The organism is Leptospira sp. GIMC2001, assembly GCF_028462125.1.
GTDB lineage: Bacteria > Spirochaetota > Leptospiria > Leptospirales > Leptospiraceae.
Genome location: NZ_CP115468.1, coordinates 734892 through 753298, shown reverse-complemented (window position 1 = coordinate 753298; position 18407 = coordinate 734892). Strand labels below are relative to the sequence as shown.

Annotated in this window: 15 protein-coding genes; 8 read left to right on the top strand and 7 right to left on the bottom strand. The window is 36.2% G+C overall.

Annotated elements, in window-relative coordinates:
• The first annotated feature begins 4 nt into the window (after positions 1–4).
• Positions 5–988 carry an alpha/beta hydrolase gene (locus O4O04_RS04885; protein WP_272534553.1) on the top strand — a complete coding sequence of 328 codons (984 nt, stop codon included), beginning with the start codon at positions 5–7 and terminating at the stop codon, positions 986–988.
• A 22-nt stretch (positions 989–1010) separates the two neighbouring features.
• On the top strand, positions 1011–1163 hold the full coding sequence (locus tag O4O04_RS04880) for a hypothetical protein (protein ID WP_272534551.1): 153 nt from the start codon (positions 1011–1013) through the stop codon (positions 1161–1163).
• Between the two features lie 102 nt (positions 1164–1265).
• Here O4O04_RS04880 and O4O04_RS04875 read toward each other — a convergent pair whose 3' ends face one another.
• Both O4O04_RS04875 and O4O04_RS04870 read right to left on the bottom strand, forming a co-directional pair.
• Complete coding sequence (locus O4O04_RS04875) at positions 1266–2174, bottom strand: VOC family protein (protein ID WP_272534550.1); 909 nt, start codon at positions 2172–2174, stop codon at positions 1266–1268.
• Between the two features lie 221 nt (positions 2175–2395).
• On the bottom strand, positions 2396–2854 hold the full coding sequence (locus O4O04_RS04870) for a thiol-disulfide oxidoreductase DCC family protein (RefSeq protein ID WP_272534548.1): 459 nt from the start codon (positions 2852–2854) through the stop codon (positions 2396–2398).
• A gap of 117 nt (positions 2855–2971) precedes the next feature.
• Here O4O04_RS04870 and O4O04_RS04865 point away from each other — a divergent pair, with 117 nt between their 5' ends.
• Both O4O04_RS04865 and O4O04_RS04860 read left to right on the top strand, forming a co-directional pair.
• A complete protein-coding gene (locus O4O04_RS04865) occupies positions 2972–4924 on the top strand; it encodes a M3 family metallopeptidase (RefSeq protein WP_272534547.1) in 1953 nt (650 codons plus the stop codon).
• Positions 4925–5045: 121 nt separating this feature from the next.
• Positions 5046–5660 (top strand): DUF6935 domain-containing protein, encoded by a 615-nt coding sequence (locus tag O4O04_RS04860; protein ID WP_272534545.1) that lies wholly within the window; start codon positions 5046–5048, stop codon positions 5658–5660.
• A gap of 5 nt (positions 5661–5665) precedes the next feature.
• Here the strand turns inward: O4O04_RS04860 and O4O04_RS04855 are convergent, their stop codons facing one another.
• Positions 5666–7384 carry a potassium channel family protein gene (locus tag O4O04_RS04855; protein ID WP_272534544.1) on the bottom strand — a complete coding sequence of 573 codons (1719 nt, stop codon included), beginning with the start codon at positions 7382–7384 and terminating at the stop codon, positions 5666–5668.
• Positions 7385–7473: 89 nt separating this feature from the next.
• On the opposite strand from O4O04_RS04855, the gene O4O04_RS04850 reads away from it, so the two are divergent.
• On the top strand, positions 7474–8016 hold the full coding sequence (locus tag O4O04_RS04850) for an Mpo1 family 2-hydroxy fatty acid dioxygenase (protein ID WP_272534542.1): 543 nt from the start codon (positions 7474–7476) through the stop codon (positions 8014–8016).
• 87 nt (positions 8017–8103) lie between these two features.
• On the opposite strand, the gene O4O04_RS04845 is transcribed toward O4O04_RS04850, so the two are convergent.
• On the bottom strand, positions 8104–8898 hold the full coding sequence (locus tag O4O04_RS04845; RefSeq protein WP_272534540.1) for a helix-turn-helix transcriptional regulator: 795 nt from the start codon (positions 8896–8898) through the stop codon (positions 8104–8106).
• Between the two features lie 165 nt (positions 8899–9063).
• Here O4O04_RS04845 and O4O04_RS04840 point away from each other — a divergent pair, with 165 nt between their 5' ends.
• The 3 genes from O4O04_RS04840 to O4O04_RS04830 are packed head-to-tail and all read left to right on the top strand — an operon-like array spanning position 9064 to position 12630.
• Positions 9064–10110 carry a hypothetical protein gene (locus O4O04_RS04840; protein ID WP_272534538.1) on the top strand — a complete coding sequence of 349 codons (1047 nt, stop codon included), beginning with the start codon at positions 9064–9066 and terminating at the stop codon, positions 10108–10110.
• Positions 10107–11933, top strand: a complete 1827-nt coding sequence (locus tag O4O04_RS04835) for a TrkH family potassium uptake protein (RefSeq protein WP_272534536.1) — start codon at positions 10107–10109, stop codon at positions 11931–11933. The genes O4O04_RS04840 and O4O04_RS04835 overlap by 4 nt, the downstream gene beginning before the upstream one ends.
• A gap of 1 nt (position 11934) precedes the next feature.
• Complete coding sequence (locus O4O04_RS04830; protein WP_272534534.1) at positions 11935–12630, top strand: potassium channel family protein; 696 nt, start codon at positions 11935–11937, stop codon at positions 12628–12630.
• Here the strand turns inward: O4O04_RS04830 and O4O04_RS04825 are convergent.
• From O4O04_RS04825 to O4O04_RS04815, 3 genes are all read right to left on the bottom strand, one after another.
• Positions 12608–12979 carry a hypothetical protein gene (locus O4O04_RS04825; protein WP_272534533.1) on the bottom strand — a complete coding sequence of 124 codons (372 nt, stop codon included), beginning with the start codon at positions 12977–12979 and terminating at the stop codon, positions 12608–12610. The two genes, O4O04_RS04830 and O4O04_RS04825, sit on opposite strands and share 23 nt — an antisense overlap.
• Before the next feature lie 17 nt (positions 12980–12996).
• Positions 12997–14253 carry an IS256 family transposase gene (locus tag O4O04_RS04820; protein ID WP_272532316.1) on the bottom strand — a complete coding sequence of 419 codons (1257 nt, stop codon included), beginning with the start codon at positions 14251–14253 and terminating at the stop codon, positions 12997–12999.
• Between the two features lie 68 nt (positions 14254–14321).
• Positions 14322–18362, bottom strand: a complete 4041-nt coding sequence (locus O4O04_RS04815; protein ID WP_272534531.1) for an efflux RND transporter permease subunit — start codon at positions 18360–18362, stop codon at positions 14322–14324.
• Between the last annotated feature and the right edge of the window lie 45 nt (positions 18363–18407).

Here is an 18407-nt window from a genome sequence, read left to right as displayed (position 1 = left end):
TGTTATGTTTAACCAATGTGCGAGCTTCCCCAAAGAAAGAGGTGGTAGCTATTTAGAAACGGAACATTGGCATAGATATCAAAGATTTTTACCTGAGTCCATGAAATACAAAGCTGATTTGCTTCCAAGAGAAGAATACTGGGCATGGAAGAATCACTCAGTTCACTTGGACAGATATATTCGAAAAAATGCAGATTGTAAAATCATTTTGGTTCATGGAGCTGGGGGAAATGGAAGAGTGCTTGGGCCAATCGCAGTTCCGCTTTTGACGGATACAAATTGTGATATTATTTCACCAGATTTTCCCGGTTATGGCTTAACAGTAGTTCCATCCGACGCAAAAACCAAGTATGAAGATTGGGTTGAACTACTTTCCGACCTCATGGATAAAGAAAGAATACATGGTCAGAAGTTATATCTATTCGGTCTAAGTATTGGCGGTATGCTATCATACCATGCAGCTGCAAGAAATAAACAATTAGATGGCTTGATTGTTACTACACTTGCAGACTTGAGAGATCCGAAAGTAAAAGATGCTGCTTCATCCAATCTATTCTTGAGTCGCATTGGAATTCCTTTGAACTCAATATTTTATTGGCTAACGGATCCAATTCATCTTCCAATAAGGTATCTTAGCAAAATGGAATTGATCACCAATGATCCTGATTTCTCAGAGGTATTTGAAACGGATCCTTACGCTGGTGGTGGTAAAGTATCAATGAGATTTCTGCGTACTTTCATGTCGTATTCTCCTGAAATAAATCCAGAAGACTTTACAATATGTCCAGTTCTAATGGTTCATCCCAGCTTAGATCCTTGGACACCTTACGAACTTAGTAAAGAATTTTATGACAAATTAAAGTCTACTAAGGGAGTGATACTACTCGACGGTGCGGGACATCTTCCCTATGAAGAACCCGGAAGAACGCAAATGTATAAGGAAATAATAAAATTCATATCTGATGTGAATACATCCGTTATTGAGTAAATATATTTATGATACAGTAATAATGGGGAAGAATACCTATGAATTTGGCTATAAATACGGATTGGAGCCTGGACAGAAAGCATACCCACATATGAAGCATACTATTTTTTCCAACAATCTGACTTTGGAAAATCCCCATTCCGAAGTTGAAGTTAGAAAATTCAGAACAATTTGAAAATGGTCTACAGATTATGACATTTAACATTGAATATACTTCTGATTGACGAGAAAATATCGCAAAAACTCGACAATGTATATTTTAATTTAGATCCAGAAATTATTCGCCATCGAAAGCTTTCTGTAAAGCTTCAATCTCAAATTTTTTCATCTGTAAGAAGGCTGAAGAGACTCTTTGCACCTGCTCGCTATTACCTTTTGACATCATATCAGAAAGGATTGTGGGAACAACTTGCCAAGATATTCCGAACTTATCCTTTAGCCAACCACACTGCTGGGCTTTAGGATTACCGCCTTTAGAGAGCTCCTCCCAATAGTAGTCAATCTCTTCTTGACTTTTGCAGTTGACAACGAACGATATAGACTCATTGAATCCAAAATCATATTCGAGAACACTCTCTGAAAAATTGAACTTACTTCCATCCAATTGAATCTGTGCATGTTGGATACTTCCTTCTGGATCTTGTCCACCTGCCGCATAACGCCATATTCCATCAATTTTGGAATTAGAAAATATTTTCGTGAAATAATTTATTGCTTCTTCTGCTTTTCCATGAACAGAACCGGTAAATAAAAAACTCGGTGTAATCTTCTGACCTACGTCTTCCACTTTGCCCAAGAATAGCTGCCAAGAAAGTCCATAACGATCAGACAGCCAACCATAGCGATCACTCCATTCATATTTATCGATTGGCATCATTATGGATCCATTCTCGGAAAGTTTTTTCCAAAGTTCATCAATTTCTTCAATTGTCTCGCATATCACCATAAATGAAATACTGGGATTGAATTGAAATCGCGGTCCACCATTGATTGATGTATATCGCAATCCATCTAATTCAAATTCGGCAATCATCAGAGTTCCCTCAGGCATACGATGGTGTTCAAAACCTTCTTTGCCATAGTAAGATTTTTTACCAATTTTGGAATTGGAGAATAGTTTTGTATAAAAATTCACTGCCTCTTCGGCATCTTGATTGAACCATAAAAAAGGTGTTATTCTTTGCATAAACGTTCTCCAAATTATATATTTAATTTTTCTAACACTGCATCATGCTTATTGAAGCTCGATGACCATCCAGATTCCATTCCAGTTTTAACAAAAATATCCTTTGCTTGGTAAGAGAGAAACTGTATCTGCAAAGAAAGTAAAGTGAAATTCTTCCTATTCTAGTTTTTTCAATTTTTGATTTCATATATCTTGAAACAGGATAAGGATTGACTGATTAATCAATCAATAAACCGAATTCCATCTTCTGGCTGAGGGATTCGACATGTCGAAGATCTGCCGAACAATCTGTATCGATATTTTGCGACAAGATAGTAGATTGTGTTTGTGATAAAATCAGGTATCCATCTGAAAAATTTCAATATTCGTATAATTCCATTTAGATGATTTGCAATTCGGAATACTGCATGCGATTTGGAGTATAAAAATCCATCTTCATAGAAAAGAATTGTTGTTGGATCCGTGCTTGGATTTAGGGCTCTGAGTTTTTCTATGTCGATTCCAGTAAGATTTTTCCTTGGCTCAATGTTAAGTAAAATATCTTGAATGAGTGGAGAACGAATCGGCGCAAAATGTAAATTGAAATCAGGATCGCGTTCTATACAAAAGTTCACAAAAAAATTACATAAATTACAGTCGGAATCAAAAATTACAATTCGTTTGCGTTCATAATCTTCCATTCAATCATTAGACTTCCAATCTATAAATACTCGCTCAAAACTAATTTTTAACTCAGTATGGATTTTAATTTTACAGACATCAATACAATTTTTTAATGAATCTAGAGGTCGATATTTATGTCATTTCCAGAGTTTAGATCAGACAATTTAGATAACAAGAAAATTAACTTCTTGGATAAAGTTAAGTCCAATAAAGATGAATTAGAAAGACTACTTGCCTTAGACCAAATCGATTACGAAAATTTTCTAGTTCCCTATCAGAAAATGAATCATGATCTTGATGTAATATTTACTGAGATCTCTCACCTCAATTCCGTCAAAAACTCGAAAGAAACACAAGCGATTTATACTGAACTACTTCCCATCATATCTGATTATTACACTACTCTATCTCAAGACAAGAGAATTCTCGCTGCCTATGAATCTGCACTAACAAAGAACGTATCAAAACTCAATCAGGCTCGCTTAAAAGTATTGAATGATGGAATTCGAGACTTCAAACTGAGCGGTGTTGACTTGCCTAGCGAACAAAAAGATAGACTAAAAGCCATAAATATTCGATTATCAGAATGTTCTAATCAATTCTCTCAAAATATTCTAGATGCAACCAATAGCTATGAAAAAATAATCACGGATCCAAAAGATGTGGAAGGAATTCCCGAATCTGACTTACGAGCGGCTACAGTAAGCGACAATCAATACAAGTTTACCTTACAAATCCCAAGCTATATGGCTTACATGACTTATGGACCCAATCGATCTATTCGTGAAGAACTTTACCGAGCGTATACAACAAGAGCTCCGCAGAATGGTGCTCTCATCGAAGAGATACTCCAATTAAAAAAGGAATTAGCTAGCTTGCTTGGATTTTCCGATTATTCTGAATATTCACTTGCGGTAAAAATGGCAGACTCAACAAAATCTGTTTTGGATTTTTTGAATGGGCTTGCGAGCAAAGCAAGACCGTTAGCTGAGAAAGAATTGCGTGAATTGCAAGTTTTCGCATCATCCAAAGGATTGGACAAATTAGAATCTCATGATGTGGCTTTCTACTCGGAGCTTCTTAAAAAAGAGACTTTGCATTTCAATGAAGAAGAATATAGACCCTACTTTGAAAAGGAAAAATTAGTTGCAGGTGGATTCCAATTCTTAGAGAAGCTACTTGGAATTCAATTCAAATTGATCAATGTCGATGTCTGGGAACCAACAGTTCAAGTTTTTGAACTTTCAAGAAATAACAGCCCTTTTGCGAGACTCTATGTTGACTTGGAAGCGAGGCAAGACAAAAAAGGTGGAGCGTGGATGCACAACTGGCATTCGCGTCACAAAACTGATGGTACAACAATTTTACCTACAGCATTTATAGTTGGTAATTTTCCACCATCTTTACCTGATAACCCTTCCCTATTAAGGCATAATGATGTCGTAACTTTTTTCCACGAAATGGGACATGCGCTTCATCATTTAATGACCGTTATAGAAGAACCATTTGTAAGTGGAATCAATGGTGTGGAATGGGATGCTGTTGAATTTCCGTCTCAGTTTTTGGAAAATTTTGCATACGAGAGAGAAGCACTAAAGTTTTTTGCATATCACTATAAAACCGGTGAACCAATTCCCGATTCAATGATACAAAAATTAATCGATACTAAGAATTTTCAATCGGCTATGGGAGTTGTAAGACAACTTGAATTTGCAATTTTTGATTTAAAAATTCATAAGGAATGTCCAGACGAGGAAGGTGTTCAGAAAATTCTTGATTCTGTTCGCAAGGAAGTTGCAGTTCTAATTCCACCAGCTTATAATAAATTTCAGAACGGCTTTTCGCATATTTTCGCTGGTGGTTATGCTGCCGGATACTATTCGTATAAATGGGCGGAACTTTTGAGTGCTAATGCTTTCTTTCGTTTCGTAGACAATGGAATTTTTGATTCCAAATTGAGCGAGTCCTATTGTGAAAATATTTTATTTAAAGGTGGTTCGGAACCAGCTATGGATTTGTTTCGAAAATTTTATGGAAAAGATCCAGATATCAATCCGTTGCTTCGCTTATTGGGCCTAGCAGCATAGGCAATAAATTTCCAAATATGGGAATCGTGAGTTATTACTAGTCCAGTATTTTCTTGACAAATAAAGGATAGGTAAATTAGGATATACCGATCTCTTAAATGATTCATTAGGAAGCTTGAACATGAAAAAACTACTTTCCGTACTTGCAATTCTTGCAATAACTACACCGATTTTTTCTCAAGAGGGAAACTACGATCTTACTGTAAATTCTTGGCCAACAAACTTAGCAGAATTTGATGTATTCCGAACCGAGAATTCCTCAAACCCACAAGGCGCGGTTGTTTCATTGATTGCTGCACTAGATATTTTTGTAAAAAACGAAGAAGATGGTAGAAAGGCTCTGGTTCTGATTCTTGATTCAGGAAGTCTCAGCCAAGATACAAGCGGAAAAGGTTACAAAGGTTTCAATGTTTCTAGAAGTACAATGGATCTGGTCAAAAGACAACTTTCTCAGAACCCAGCTCTGCCAGGGTCATATCTTCCAGGATCCAGCACTCAGAATGGGTACACTCCGTCCCCACCACCCTACACTTTCAACCTAACAGCGAATAGATATAGTGGTGAAGTTAGCAAGGGAGCAATCAAGCTCTTCGTTCCATGTTCTGGAGCAAGTTCGGCAAGACCTGTATCAACAAAAGTGAATTCTAAAGGTGCTTGGAAAATCACTGAATTCTCTAGCTTATTAGTTGGAGTTGCTAAGCCTGCCAATCAACCCAATCCTGCAGATGACCTATAAATAAATTATTTTTTATCTGCGAATGTATCCATAAAATTTTTCTCTGCTAAGGGGGAGCCAATCAATATGATTTCTCCCTCTGCAGGCAATGGCTCATGGATTGGTGGCAAAGACTCAATCAACTGATGGCCTTGACACAAAGCAATAATAGAACAATCTGTTCGCTTTCTAATATTCATTTCGGCAATTGTCTTGAGCTTTAAAGCGGCTGGAATCGGAATTCTAAAAATCTCCAAGCCTTCCTCAAGCATAATATTATTGGATTTTCTAATTATATTCAGCAAAAGCATAGCACCAATTGAAGAATAAGAAATAACAAGATCAGCTCCAGCGCGATGCAGCGTGGAGACGTTTCGTTCCAAATTGGCTCTACTCAAAATTAGAACATTCTCATTGAGTTTACGACAGTAAACAGTAAGAAAAATATTCGAAGAATCTTCATGAGTGCTAATAATAACAGTTGATGCCTTGTTTAAACCGGCCCTTTCCAAATCATCTGCTATGGAAGCATCTCCTAATATAAATCGATCTTCAATATTTATGCCTTCGGAAATAGCTTTCAATTTTCTCTCTGGCACGTTATCTAGAATATTATAATCTACTCCCAAATGATCGAGATGTCTTGCAGTTGCTCGTCCGACTCTTCCACATCCGATGATTAGCACTTTTGAATTTTGAAAATGTTCTGGTTCAAATAAACTATTGATATTGGTCATATCCTTTTCGGCACCTGTAACAATCAATATGCTGTTGGATTCAATAATATCTGTAAGTTCGGGTAAAATAAATTTGCCTCTTTTCCATATACCAACCAAATATAAATTCTTTAGCTTTGAAATAGCTTCAGATACTTTTATCCCACATAACTCTGATCCTAAAACAGGAACTTCCCAAACTACGAGTTGGTCGAATCTTCCGATTTCAGCTATATAATGATCTCTAGATATACATCTTTTGCTGAATGATTTACCGAGGGTTTCTGTAATCTCTATAGTGCTTTTGCAGCCAGCAAGATACAAAATGTCCAAGAAATTCAAGTTTTGTACGTTGGTTACTATTTCTATCTCAGTATTAATTTCACGTGCTGTAAACGCAATTGCTGTGTTTAACTTCTCATTCTCTGCATTAGCAAAAACCATAATCGCTGAACCAATGGCTGCTCTTTCGTAGGCAAGGGGATCATCAGGATATCCATGAAGAACTTCAAATCCCATGTCTTTCCAATCTTTTGCCTTCTGAATGGTATCTGCCATTAATAGATATTTATATCCATAATATTCTAATTTTTCGATAAACGATTCAGCAACGGAATCCAATCCTACTATTATGATATGATTTTGAATTCCCGAAGGAGCAGTTTTCTGAACTCGAAATTTATTCTGAAATTCAATAAGTGGATTATAAAAAAAAGTAAGAAAAGTATAGGGAAAAAGTACCAATAGATAGATCATTCCTGACAATAGAACGACAAGGCTAAAAATTTTGCCCACATCAGATTGGAAAGTAATGTCACCGAATCCCAAAGTAGACATTGTGGTCAGTGTCCAATAAGTTCCTGTAATCCAAGAAAACTGTTTGCCCTCCCATAGCATAATAAAGTGAAAAGTGATGGAATAAATCATCACCATCGCGATTAAGGTGAGGACGAATTTGGAAAGTTTGTGAATATTTTCTTGGAGCCGAAGATCATAAAAAAAACCCCGATTGAAACGTTTTTTGTTCATTGATACAAAAAAATTACGAAAACAGCAGATTCTTTCAAGTATAAAATCTGATTTGTGGTATTCTTATTCTAATTATTGAGGAGGATTTTATGAGATTCGCAAATGAAATGGCTTTTTACTCAGCTTATCACCAAGAACGTCGAAATATTATGATTCATATTTTTGGTGTCCCGGCAATTTTTTTCAGTCTGCTGATTGTTACAAGTTGGGTGAATTTATATACGATAGGGGAATTTACAATTACCTTATCGATGGTATTCACTGCAATTGTGTTGGGATACTACTTTAGTTTGGATCTAAAATTTGCTTTGGCTTCCACAGTGATTCTTGGGATTTTACTATACACAGCTAATTGGCTATCGCTGAACCTTGAATCTAATGTTGTATGGGGAATTTTTGCAATTGCTCAGATCTCAGGATGGGGAACTCAGTTTTACGGACATTTTGTATACGAAAAAAGTAGACCTGCTCTTTTCGATAATTTATTTCAAGCTGTCGTGTCGGCTCCTTTATTTGTAATTGCCGATGTATGCTTTGCACTTGGAATCAGAAAAGAATTAGAAGAACAAGTAAAAACTGTCCTTAAAGAACGAGGCAAATACAAAGATTTTTCCAAACAAGTAGCTGCTTAACTTAACAAAAGAATCGACTATTTGTTAGTTGGATCAAGAATTGAGCTCTTTAACTAGAGCTCTTTTTCATTGAATTTACATCTCTACTCAAGATTCTCTCACTTCGCAAAATTGAATATCTATATGATTGGCTGGTTGGAAAATCAATGACGGCTGAACACCTAACATATCTTTTACAGTCCTGCTCATATGAGATTGATCAGAAAAACCAGCAGCATACGCAGCTTCTGTAAGATTACCACCACTTTGTAAACTTTTTATTGCAGCATTGATTCTCTGCCATAATACATATCGCCTAACAGGTATCCCTATTTCTTGCTTAAAAATATGCATGAACCTTGTTTCTGACAATCCAATTGCGTCAGAAAGTTTTCTTACAGTCATTGGCTCCAGTAAATTAGATTTTATAAAATCCATTGACTTTTTGATTCGCGGATCAATGATTTTATTTCTCCTCTTTTCAGATCCTAATAGTTGAAGAATCTTATGGAAAATAATTTCAATCTGATTGCAATCAGTTCCTTGATTAAGAACTGATTCAAGATCCGGTATAAACTGAGAAATTCTCTCTCTTGATAGATGATGGATGGTTGCCTTTTTAACCCAGTTCGAAAGGGGAACTGCTTCTTCTTGGTGAGGATCTAATTGGATAACAACAATTTTTGAATTCAATGCTATCAATTTATGTTTTGCATTCGATCCAAGAATCACAAATCGACAATCGGATGTTGTCTTATCAAGGGTTTCAATGGTAAAAGAATTATCTAAACTCAAAATAATAGAAATCGCATAATGGGAATGAAACTCAGAAACCAGACCCGGTTCGGTAAGAAAGAAAATTCCCTCCTGCATAACAAACAATCTAGAACGAATTTCTTGCATCTAGAATCAAATCGATAGGATTCTATCCAGGTTTAAAGAAAAAAATATTCATATATTTGGGAAAATAGATTGATTTCAGAAATCAGATTGCTGAAATTAAGATGGTCTCCGCTCTAATCTAGAGATGAATATGAAAGTGAATAATAAATTGAGAAGAATTAAATCGTGTGTATAATTTTTAGAAACAATTCGATTGATTCTTACATAAAATTTGGATATTGGTTTCATAAATTTATAACTTTTAGCTTATTTATATTATTCTTGGTTGGCTTTTCCCTTAAGGCAGAAACCGAAATCATTCTCACATCCGATCTTCCTTCCATAGATAATCCTGCTTACATCGAACAGATCAATTGTGAAGATACAAATTGTATTTCACTATTCCTAAAACATGAAAATTCAGATGAAGTATGGGATAAAGTATATGATCTTCTTGGACAGAATGTGGGTAAAGTCCTAGTCGAAGTAGAAGAATCCCCAAGTAAAATTGATAGCCTTGAAAATAATCTTCTTCGTGAATACTTAAGAGAGATTGCCAAACGTTCAGGCAAAATTGCCTTTGAACCTTACTACATCAATACTAGAGGTGAAATTCTTCCGAGCCCATCCACATTCTTGGATATATTTACCATAAGCTTTAATATCTACCAGAAATTGAAATCCTACTTTCTCTACGATAGAATGAAAAATTACAACGCAAAAATACTCTATCACCCATTAAATCATAATATACTGGTATACTTTTTTGTGCACAAAAGTTTTGGTGATATTTGCAATACAATCTACTCTAGATGTGATACCCTTGAATACTTGGATGATGATTCCTTTGATTATCAATTGGTTGAAGTTCTAAAAAATGCTAAAGATAAGAATCAAAAAGTCACTGTCAACTTCAACAAAACCACGGCTTTTCTTCCTCAAGCGAAAATCGACATTGATTCTCTTGTTGCGTTAAACCAATCTTCTCGAGTCTATAAATGGTTGGTTGCTTCTAAAAGAGTCGAGAGGCAAAATGTAAAAAAAGAAAGATTTATGACTTTGCAGATTGCAATCACAATTATCGACTATTCATTAAAGGCCTATGATTATATCCAACAATATAAAATGTATTCGGTTGCAAGCGATTGGTCAGCAAGAGCAACTTACGAAGAAACGGATAAAGGTTCTGTATTGAAGTCTATAGTTTTTGAACTCAATCAAGATAAAAATTGAAAAAAATCCTAAAAAATAAAGTATTTTTATCTTTTCTCCATCTTCAAATTTATTTGGAAGAAAAGCGAAAAGAGATAAGAAATTACTATGTCCATAAATTTTTACAATATGGTCGTTGGTTTTATTTTCTATCGGGTCTATTATCCTTCACAATACTTTTATTAGAATTCGGATTCTATTATCCAACAGATTGGGAAGAACCAATTCGCGTAGTTGTGGAAATTCTTATCCTCAATCTTCTATCTTACGAAATAATTGCATTTGTATTTACTGATTCAAGATTTATTGACTATCTGAAGACTCATGTAACAGAATTCGTCATCATTCAATTGGTTCTACTTCAGAAATTCTTTGAAAGAGATATTCTTGAATTCATTGGATTCGGGTTCATTGGTTCCAACCAGGCTGGCCTGGTTTTTCTCTCGATCACTCAAGTTTTCTTTTTATTCTCCAATCTATCACATATCATCCGGAACATGAAATTTTATGAAGCCAAGAAGTTAAATCCATCATTACTATTTGTTGGAAGCTTTGCATTTATAATACTTGTTGGAGGTTTGTTATTACATTTTCCTAAAGCTTTACAAATACAGGTATCATCTATTGATTTATTTTTTATTGCAGCAAGCGCAACATGCGTAACAGGATTAAGTACTGTAAACATAAGCGAAGTCTTCACAATTCAAGGACAAGTAATCGTGCTAATCCTCATGCAAATTGGAGGACTAGGAATTATGACTTTGGCTAGTTTTTTTGGAATCTTTCTGACTGGCAAATCATCCGTAAGTGATAAATTGCTAATGAAAGACCTATTAAGCGAGGATTCATTGGGTCGAGTCAAAAGTCTACTTGCTAGAATAACGGTATTTTCTTTCTGTATTGAGGGTATTGGATTCATGATATTATTTACAAATCTTCCGATTGAATTGTACAATGATTGGCAAGAGAGATTCTTTCTATCTTTGTTCCATACAGTTTCCTCTTTTTGCAATGCTGGGTTTAGCTTGTTTTCCGATGGATATGCTACAAAAGAAATTTTTCAATCCAAACTTTGGTTATCTGGTTCAATGGCAATGATTGTTCTTGGGGGATTGGGTTTTCCAGTTTTGAGTCAAATCTATGATAAGGCTATGAATTATAATAATCCAAAGGTCAGAATTTCAGTAACAAGCAAATTGGTACTAATTTCGAGTCTGGTTATGTGGATTCTAGCATTGTTCTCTTGCTTTGCTATTGAATATAATAAGAGCTTACAAGAATTGAATCTTTTCGATAAATTATTTCATTCTCTCTTCTACTCAATAACTCTACGAACAGCGGGTTTCAATACTTTTGATATTGCTTTGATGTCGGAAACTATGGTATTTTTTTCCCTATTCTTTATGTGGGTAGGCGCAAGTCCTGTCTCTACAGGAGGCGGGATTAAAACCACCACTTTTGCAATCGCTGTATTAAACATTATAAATGAAATTCGTGGGTTCGAGAATGTAGAAGTCTTCAAGCGAACTATTGCAAGAGCGAGCATATCACGCGCCTCCGCTACAATTTTAATGTCTTTTTTTGTTATTTTTACTGGAATATTTCTTCTTACTATAACTGAAGATTTTAGTTTTTTAGATCTAGCTTTCGAAACAGTTTCTGCCTACGCAACTGTTGGGCTATCAAGAGGTCTTACGGCAGACCTTTCGGATTATGGCAAGATAAATTTAATCATTGTTATGTTTATGGGAAGAGTTGGAGTATTCAACCTTGCACTTGCATTATCGAAACCAATCGCACATAAGAATTATACCTATCCAAAAGAATATGTAGTAGTGAGTTAATATGATAAGAAAAAAAATCGCAGTGATCGGTCTAGGAAGTTTTGGTAAAGTGTTGGTTGATCGTCTTTTTCTCGAAGGCCATGAAGTTCTTGCTATAGACAATTCGCAAGAACAAGTTGAAGAGGTAAAAGATTACGCAACAGCTTCTGTATGTCTGGATGCAACTGATGAGATGGCAATGAGATCTCAAGGTTTAGATGAGATGGATATCGTTGTGATATCGGTGGCTGAGAATTTTGAGACATTGGTAATCGCTGCAGATATTTTAAAGAAAATTGGTGTCAAAGAGATCTATGCCCGCCACAAAACTGCATTGCAAAAGCGAGTTTTGAACTTAATTGGTGTGGATCAAGTTTTCAATCCAGAGGAAAAAGCTGCAACCAATATGGCGGAAAAGTTGCGACATGATGATATCTTATCGAATCTCTTCCTATCTAAAGAATATAGGATTGTTGAAGTAAAAGTTCCGACATCTTTGGTTGGAACGACTCTGGGTGAATCGCAAACTCGAGAGAAATACAATTTAAATATTATCACCATTAAACGTATGATCAGAAATCCATTGCAAAAACGTAAGCAAGATTCCGAAGAAGAAATCTTGCTTGGAATTCCAGATTTGAATGAAAAATTTAGAGCAACGGATATCTTAATGTTATTCGGTAAACAATCAGATATCAATCGCTTTCTGGAATCTTAAAATTTCCGCAGGTATATGCGAATTCTATTTTCGATTTGAGTAATTCCCATTGTGAAGCTTTGAATTTCTCTTCTTTCTCAAGATATAGATCCTGCATTTGATAATAGAACGAGGAAGATGACCGACCGGCAAGATATCGACTCTTCTCTGAGTTTCGTTTATTTCGAATATTCGAAAGTTCAGTTTCAATGCTCTCCAGATTATAGATATTTGATTTCAATTTACCTTCTGCATCTTTCTTCGCTACTTCGATTTTTCTAACTGCATCAGCCAATTGGGCTTTTAGAGAATTGATTTCTTCATCTTTTTGCTTCTTCCTCCCTGACCGAAGTCCTCGAGATTGTCCCAAAAACCGTTAGAAATCAATTAGGCGGATAAAGATATATTCATCTCTGTAAAGTTTTCTTCAATTACTTTTTTATTGGCTAAATAATTGGATAGAAATTTTTCTATTTCTTTGTATCCTTTTACTTTTCTGAAATGAAGCTCTTGTGCATATAGGAGAGCTGCTGTCCATCGTGTTGTCATGTCTCGATTTTTACGCCACCTTTTTACTCGGTTCATTTGAAATCTTGGATGTGAAAAGGCTGAATCAATGGGATTCGTTGATTGAAATGTTTTTCGAATTTCGATTGGTAATTGGATTCTATGACAAGTCAATAGATTGTCTTGACCTTCTAACAGACTCATCTTAGCTGTTTCACTGATATTCCCTAACCAATGTTCCATTGCTTTCAAAGATTCTTTAGCCTTCGAGTATTCATTCAAATTGAAAATTGCTTTATATTCAATTTGAAATTCATCATGATATTCTTTGGGCAAGCACGCTTTTATATTTCTCATTTTATGTAAAATACACCTTTGGTGATCATAGTTTTCACCAAAGTATTGCTTAATGCCTTTCTCAATTCCTTTTGAACCATCTGAGACAACCAAAACCCGTTCAGTAAGTGAAATTTCACGATCTTGTAGTTTCCTTAAAGCAGATAATACTATTTCAGAATGTTCACTTGAGCCTTGTACCACCGACAAAAAATGCTTGTGTCCTTCTTTATCTACACCTAATACAACTACTATCACTTCATCCGCTACATGAATACCATCAATGAAAATGGAAAAGAATTCTTTGCCTGGAAATTTTCTCGTATTCAGTTTGTTAAAATGTGCTCTAGAAGCATTTACAAATTCTCTGGATATCTTTGATTTTGAAACTCCAAGTTGCTCAGATACATCTTTCAAGCATTCTCTAAATCGCCGTGTCGTTAGACCAGATACCATCAGTTTGAAAACAATTTCTCCAAGATCTGCTTCGGATTTTAAATTTGCATAGCTTTCTAGTAAAACTTCTTGTCCAGATTTTCTGACTCTTGGTTTTTTGATTTTATGTTTCTGACCCAATATTGGAACAAAAACATTCTCTGAACCTGCACGATATGCTAGACTTTCTTCTACTTTACGGCTAAATCTTTTTCCGCATAGGGCTTCGATTTCCTCTTCCATGATCTCTTGGATAAATTCTAAGGATTTTTTTCGGATTTCAGTTTCTATGTTTGATTTTAAAAAAGATCGAAAACTATCAATATTCGATTGACTATTCGATGTGGTTGTGTTTTTATTTTTCATTGGTGGAACCCCTTTATGATTTTGTTGTCCAAAACTATATTATGGACGGGTTCCGCTTTTTTCAATTCCTAACGGTTTTTGAGTCTAGCTCGAAGTCCTCCATCGAAGATATTCATCTTCACACCGACAGCAAGCTGTGAGAAAGCATAAGGATTAGCGTTACCTTGGTCAGAGTAGATTAAATTCCCTTTCGCATAGACCTCTGGATATTCTTCGGCTTCAATTCCTTTGAGATCTTTGGAGATAGATTCAATCTTGATCTGAAATGACCGAATATCATCTCTGACCGCATTATCAAGGTTCGCTAAACTTATATCGGGGACAGCATCATATAAAGGTTCTGCCGGAATGTCTCGATCTATCAATCTTCCTAGCTCCATTCGACAAGAGTTCAATCCATTCTCAATAGCTATCAAGCCGCGTTCTATTTCACCTTTGGAAGTTTGGATCTTAACGATATCTACTTCTCTTGCATTTCCATTAAAAGCCAAACGTTTCGTCTCGGAGATAAGTAGATCAAGATTCTTCGCCCTTTCTTCAAAGCTCTTTTTTCGAATATCCAGCAGAACACAATCTACGAAAGTAGTGGCAGCGTTGTACCTGGCACTCTGGTTTTCCCAAGCTGCTTTTTTTAATGCAGCCTCCGCCAGCAATTCAGCGCTAGGTGCATTGCTGAGTAAAGCGCGAGGACTCCATAGTGGTTGGTACAATTCAAGTCCTGATTGATAAAAAGCTCGGTTACCAAGACTCAACTGTCCAAATGGAGAATTGAGGAATAGATCTTGATCACGAAAGACTCTCTCACCATAGACATTGATATTCGGTAAATAAGAAGTCTTTCTAAACCCGCTCGCAATCGCTTTTGCACCAGCGGCATCATGAAAAGACGCTTTCGCCTGCAGTGAATTCGAAGACAGTGCAAGAGTTTCACGAAAAGTGACTTTTGTGAATGAAGAATCATTCGCTAGAAGGTCGTTTATTGGAATTAATCCTAGAATAGCAGTTGATAATAAGAATATTAGAATGTTCTTCTTTACCATTCTTTTAATCACACCTAGATCTATAGATTTTTTACCCATTGCAGAATCGAGATCACTTCCACCTTTACCTCTATGCATAATAAGATACAATCTCGGTATAATGAATAAAGTTGAGATCGAAGAAATCAATAGTCCTGATACCATGGACCACGCAAATGGAGGCCACAGTGTAGAGGAAGAGAATCCAAGAGGAATCATTCCAAGAATTGTTGATCCCGAAGTAAGAAGAATGGGTCGCAAACGACTTGATACACCAATTCTTACAGCTTCTTCGTATGTATTTCCTTCGGACACAGCTAATTGGAATTTATCGATGAGAATGATTCCGTTATTCACTGCAATTCCAATCAGAGCAAATAGAGCCAAAAGAGGCAAAAATCCAAAAGGTTGACCTGATATCACAAGCCCTGGAATCATTCCTAAAAATGCAGTCGGAACGGTTGTCAAAATAATCAATAGCAACTTATAGCTGTTAAATTGCCATATTAATGTTGCTAGCAGTATAGTCATACCAATTGGCATTGTCTTGAAAAGTGCGTTGTTGGAGTCATCACTATTGCCCTTTTCTCCATCGAATTCGTAATCAACCCCATTTAGAAGATCATGTTCTTCCATGTAGTCGTTGATTTTTGCTATTACATCTCCAGAATTTCCATTTTTCTTCATATCTACGAGAAACGAAACATAGGACCGGCGATTGTATCGCAAGTGAACTGACTCATTCTCAGTTACCTTTTGTTCGGCAACAGCATCCGTAAGAATTGCTCGATCATAAGTTTGTCCGACAACTGTTTTACTGAGTTGTTGTAGGGAATTTTTTTCTTTGGATTGCGAAGATACAACAATTGGAATACTCTCATCCCCCGTTTTAAAAAAACCAGATTGGATTCCATATGTACTTTTAAGTAGAGCAAGTGAGACTTCCCTTCGATTCGATCCCAATTCAGAAAGTCGCTTGTCATCTGTTTCAAAAACTATTAACTTCTGATTACCGATTGAATCCGACCAAGCGATTTCCACATCTGGGTGTGCTGAAATTTGAGAAGATAGTTCTTGCACATTTTTCTTCCATAGTTCCAAATCTGGATGATACACTCTTACGATTATGGTTGCTTCTGCTGGAGGTCCTTGCTCTAAACTTTTTATCCGCACTTCTGCATCGGGAACTTTGACTTTAGATCGAATTTCATTTAGAAGTTCATCGGAAAAAGAATTTCCTTCAGAAATCAATAGAAATTGCGCAAGATTAGGAACGTTCGGTTTCTGAGGTAGATTGTAGTAGAAAAAGGGTGTACTACGACCCACAAATGAAGCAACCCCTTTTAACTCTTTTGTTCCGAACAGACTGTTCTCAACATCAATCACCGCCTGCCTTGTTCTATCATACGAAGTCCCCTCGGGAAATGATAAGATCATAATCATCTGATTACGATCAGCTGATGGAAAAAACTTAGCTCGCATAAAAGGAAGAAAGGCTACGTCTGCAATAAGAAAAATTACCAATGCTAGATATAGAGTTTTTGGCTTTCTTATACTTACATTTGCGATAGCGGATCCCATATCTTCCAATAGAGACTTTTTGGCGATCTGTGGCTTGAGGAATTTGAGTGCAAGGCTTGGACTTAAGAAAATGGATGCAAAAAAGCTAACGATCAGTGATACGATAACAATTTTCGGAATTGCTTCAGTGAACTCAGCACTTGTATCTTCAGCTAGAGCCATAGGAAGAAAGGCTGCAATAGTTGTTATCGTAGAAGACAACAACGGCATCGTGAATTCCTTTATTGTTTCCGATCCGGCATCAATTCGTGATTTGCCAGAGTTGATCTTTTCTTGGATGCTCTCAACAATTACGACAATATTATCGATTAAGATTCCGAAAGAGAGGACAAATGCGGCTATTGCAATTTGATGCAGGATACCTCCAGCGATTCCATACAATGCAAAAGCTATTAAACTGATAACGGGAAGCATTACAGAAACGGCTATTCCTACACGAAAACCCATAAAAATTATCATAAATGTAGATAGCAAAGCAACCGATGATAGAAGTGAAAATGCAAGATCTGTTAGTCGATCTTTTACATAATTTGGTTGGGAATTGATTACATGTATTTTAAAATCAACACCTTCTTGATATTTTTCAAGTTCAAATTCTTTTAATGATTTGTTAACTGATTCTCCGAAAGCTCTTAGATCGAGTTGCCTCTTAGCGATTACACCGAGTCCATAGACTTCTTTTCCATTCCATCTAAACTCTTCGTTAGGTGGACTCTTAGGTTCCAGTTCAATTTTTGCCAATCGACTCAGCGGTATTGTAGATCCATTCGCCGTTGCAATTGGAAATTTCTTAAGTTCATTTATATTTTCAAAAATATTGGAAGCTTGAATATTTATCCTTTGACCATCCGATTCTATGTAACCACTGGCAATCTGAGTATTGGCAAGCTGTATCTGACCGATGAGTTGAGGAACCGAAATTCCAGAATTCGCCAATTGAACTTCTTCAACTTGAATGGACAGCTGACTACCTTCATCACCAGTTCTCCTTAACCTCGAAACAGTCGGATTAACCAATAATTTATTTTCTAAATCTAAGAGTAATTTATGCCTATGTTCAAGCGGTGCTTCGATTGCAATTAAAATTGATTCTTGATCATTGGGTCTACGATCCAGATCAGGTGCCAAGGCACCTTGAGGGAAAACCTTGTATGCTTTATCCAAGGCATCCTGGACTTCATCCCAAGATCTCGAAATAACCCCGTCGTCTTTTACTGAAGACTTGAATTCGATTCGAATTGCTGCAAATCCTGAGCGGATAGTGGTTGACATTTTGGCAATCGCTTCAACGGATGCAAGCTCTCGTTCCGTTTCTTCAACTACGTACTTTTTGATCTGAGGGACAGAAGCTCCTGGATAAACCAATTTTATAAATCCAAATCGTGCCTTGAGTCTCGGGTCTTCTTCTTTCGGTATCGAGAACCAAGTGAAAAGTCCTATCATAGTCCCGGCTATGCCGATCATCCAAAAAAAACGGGTGCGATCTAATATTTTATTTGCTGAGTCCATAAATAAACAGCGATTTCATATTTGTAGTCATTGTCTACTTTTTAT

Coding starts and splice junctions, on each gene's coding strand:
- O4O04_RS04885 (WP_272534553.1), top strand. CDS start 5: ATGTTTAACCAATGTGCGAGCTTCCCCAAAGAAAGAGGTGGTAGCTAT.
- O4O04_RS04880 (WP_272534551.1), top strand. CDS start 1,011: ATGGGGAAGAATACCTATGAATTTGGCTATAAATACGGATTGGAGCCT.
- O4O04_RS04875 (WP_272534550.1), bottom strand. CDS start 2,174: ATGCAAAGAATAACACCTTTTTTATGGTTCAATCAAGATGCCGAAGAG.
- O4O04_RS04870 (WP_272534548.1), bottom strand. CDS start 2,854: ATGGAAGATTATGAACGCAAACGAATTGTAATTTTTGATTCCGACTGT.
- O4O04_RS04865 (WP_272534547.1), top strand. CDS start 2,972: ATGTCATTTCCAGAGTTTAGATCAGACAATTTAGATAACAAGAAAATT.
- O4O04_RS04860 (WP_272534545.1), top strand. CDS start 5,046: ATGAAAAAACTACTTTCCGTACTTGCAATTCTTGCAATAACTACACCG.
- O4O04_RS04855 (WP_272534544.1), bottom strand. CDS start 7,384: ATGAACAAAAAACGTTTCAATCGGGGTTTTTTTTATGATCTTCGGCTC.
- O4O04_RS04850 (WP_272534542.1), top strand. CDS start 7,474: ATGAGATTCGCAAATGAAATGGCTTTTTACTCAGCTTATCACCAAGAA.
- O4O04_RS04845 (WP_272534540.1), bottom strand. CDS start 8,898: ATGCAAGAAATTCGTTCTAGATTGTTTGTTATGCAGGAGGGAATTTTC.
- O4O04_RS04830 (WP_272534534.1), top strand. CDS start 11,935: ATGATAAGAAAAAAAATCGCAGTGATCGGTCTAGGAAGTTTTGGTAAA.
- O4O04_RS04820 (WP_272532316.1), bottom strand. CDS start 14,253: ATGAAAAATAAAAACACAACCACATCGAATAGTCAATCGAATATTGAT.
- O4O04_RS04815 (WP_272534531.1), bottom strand. CDS start 18,362: ATGGACTCAGCAAATAAAATATTAGATCGCACCCGTTTTTTTTGGATG.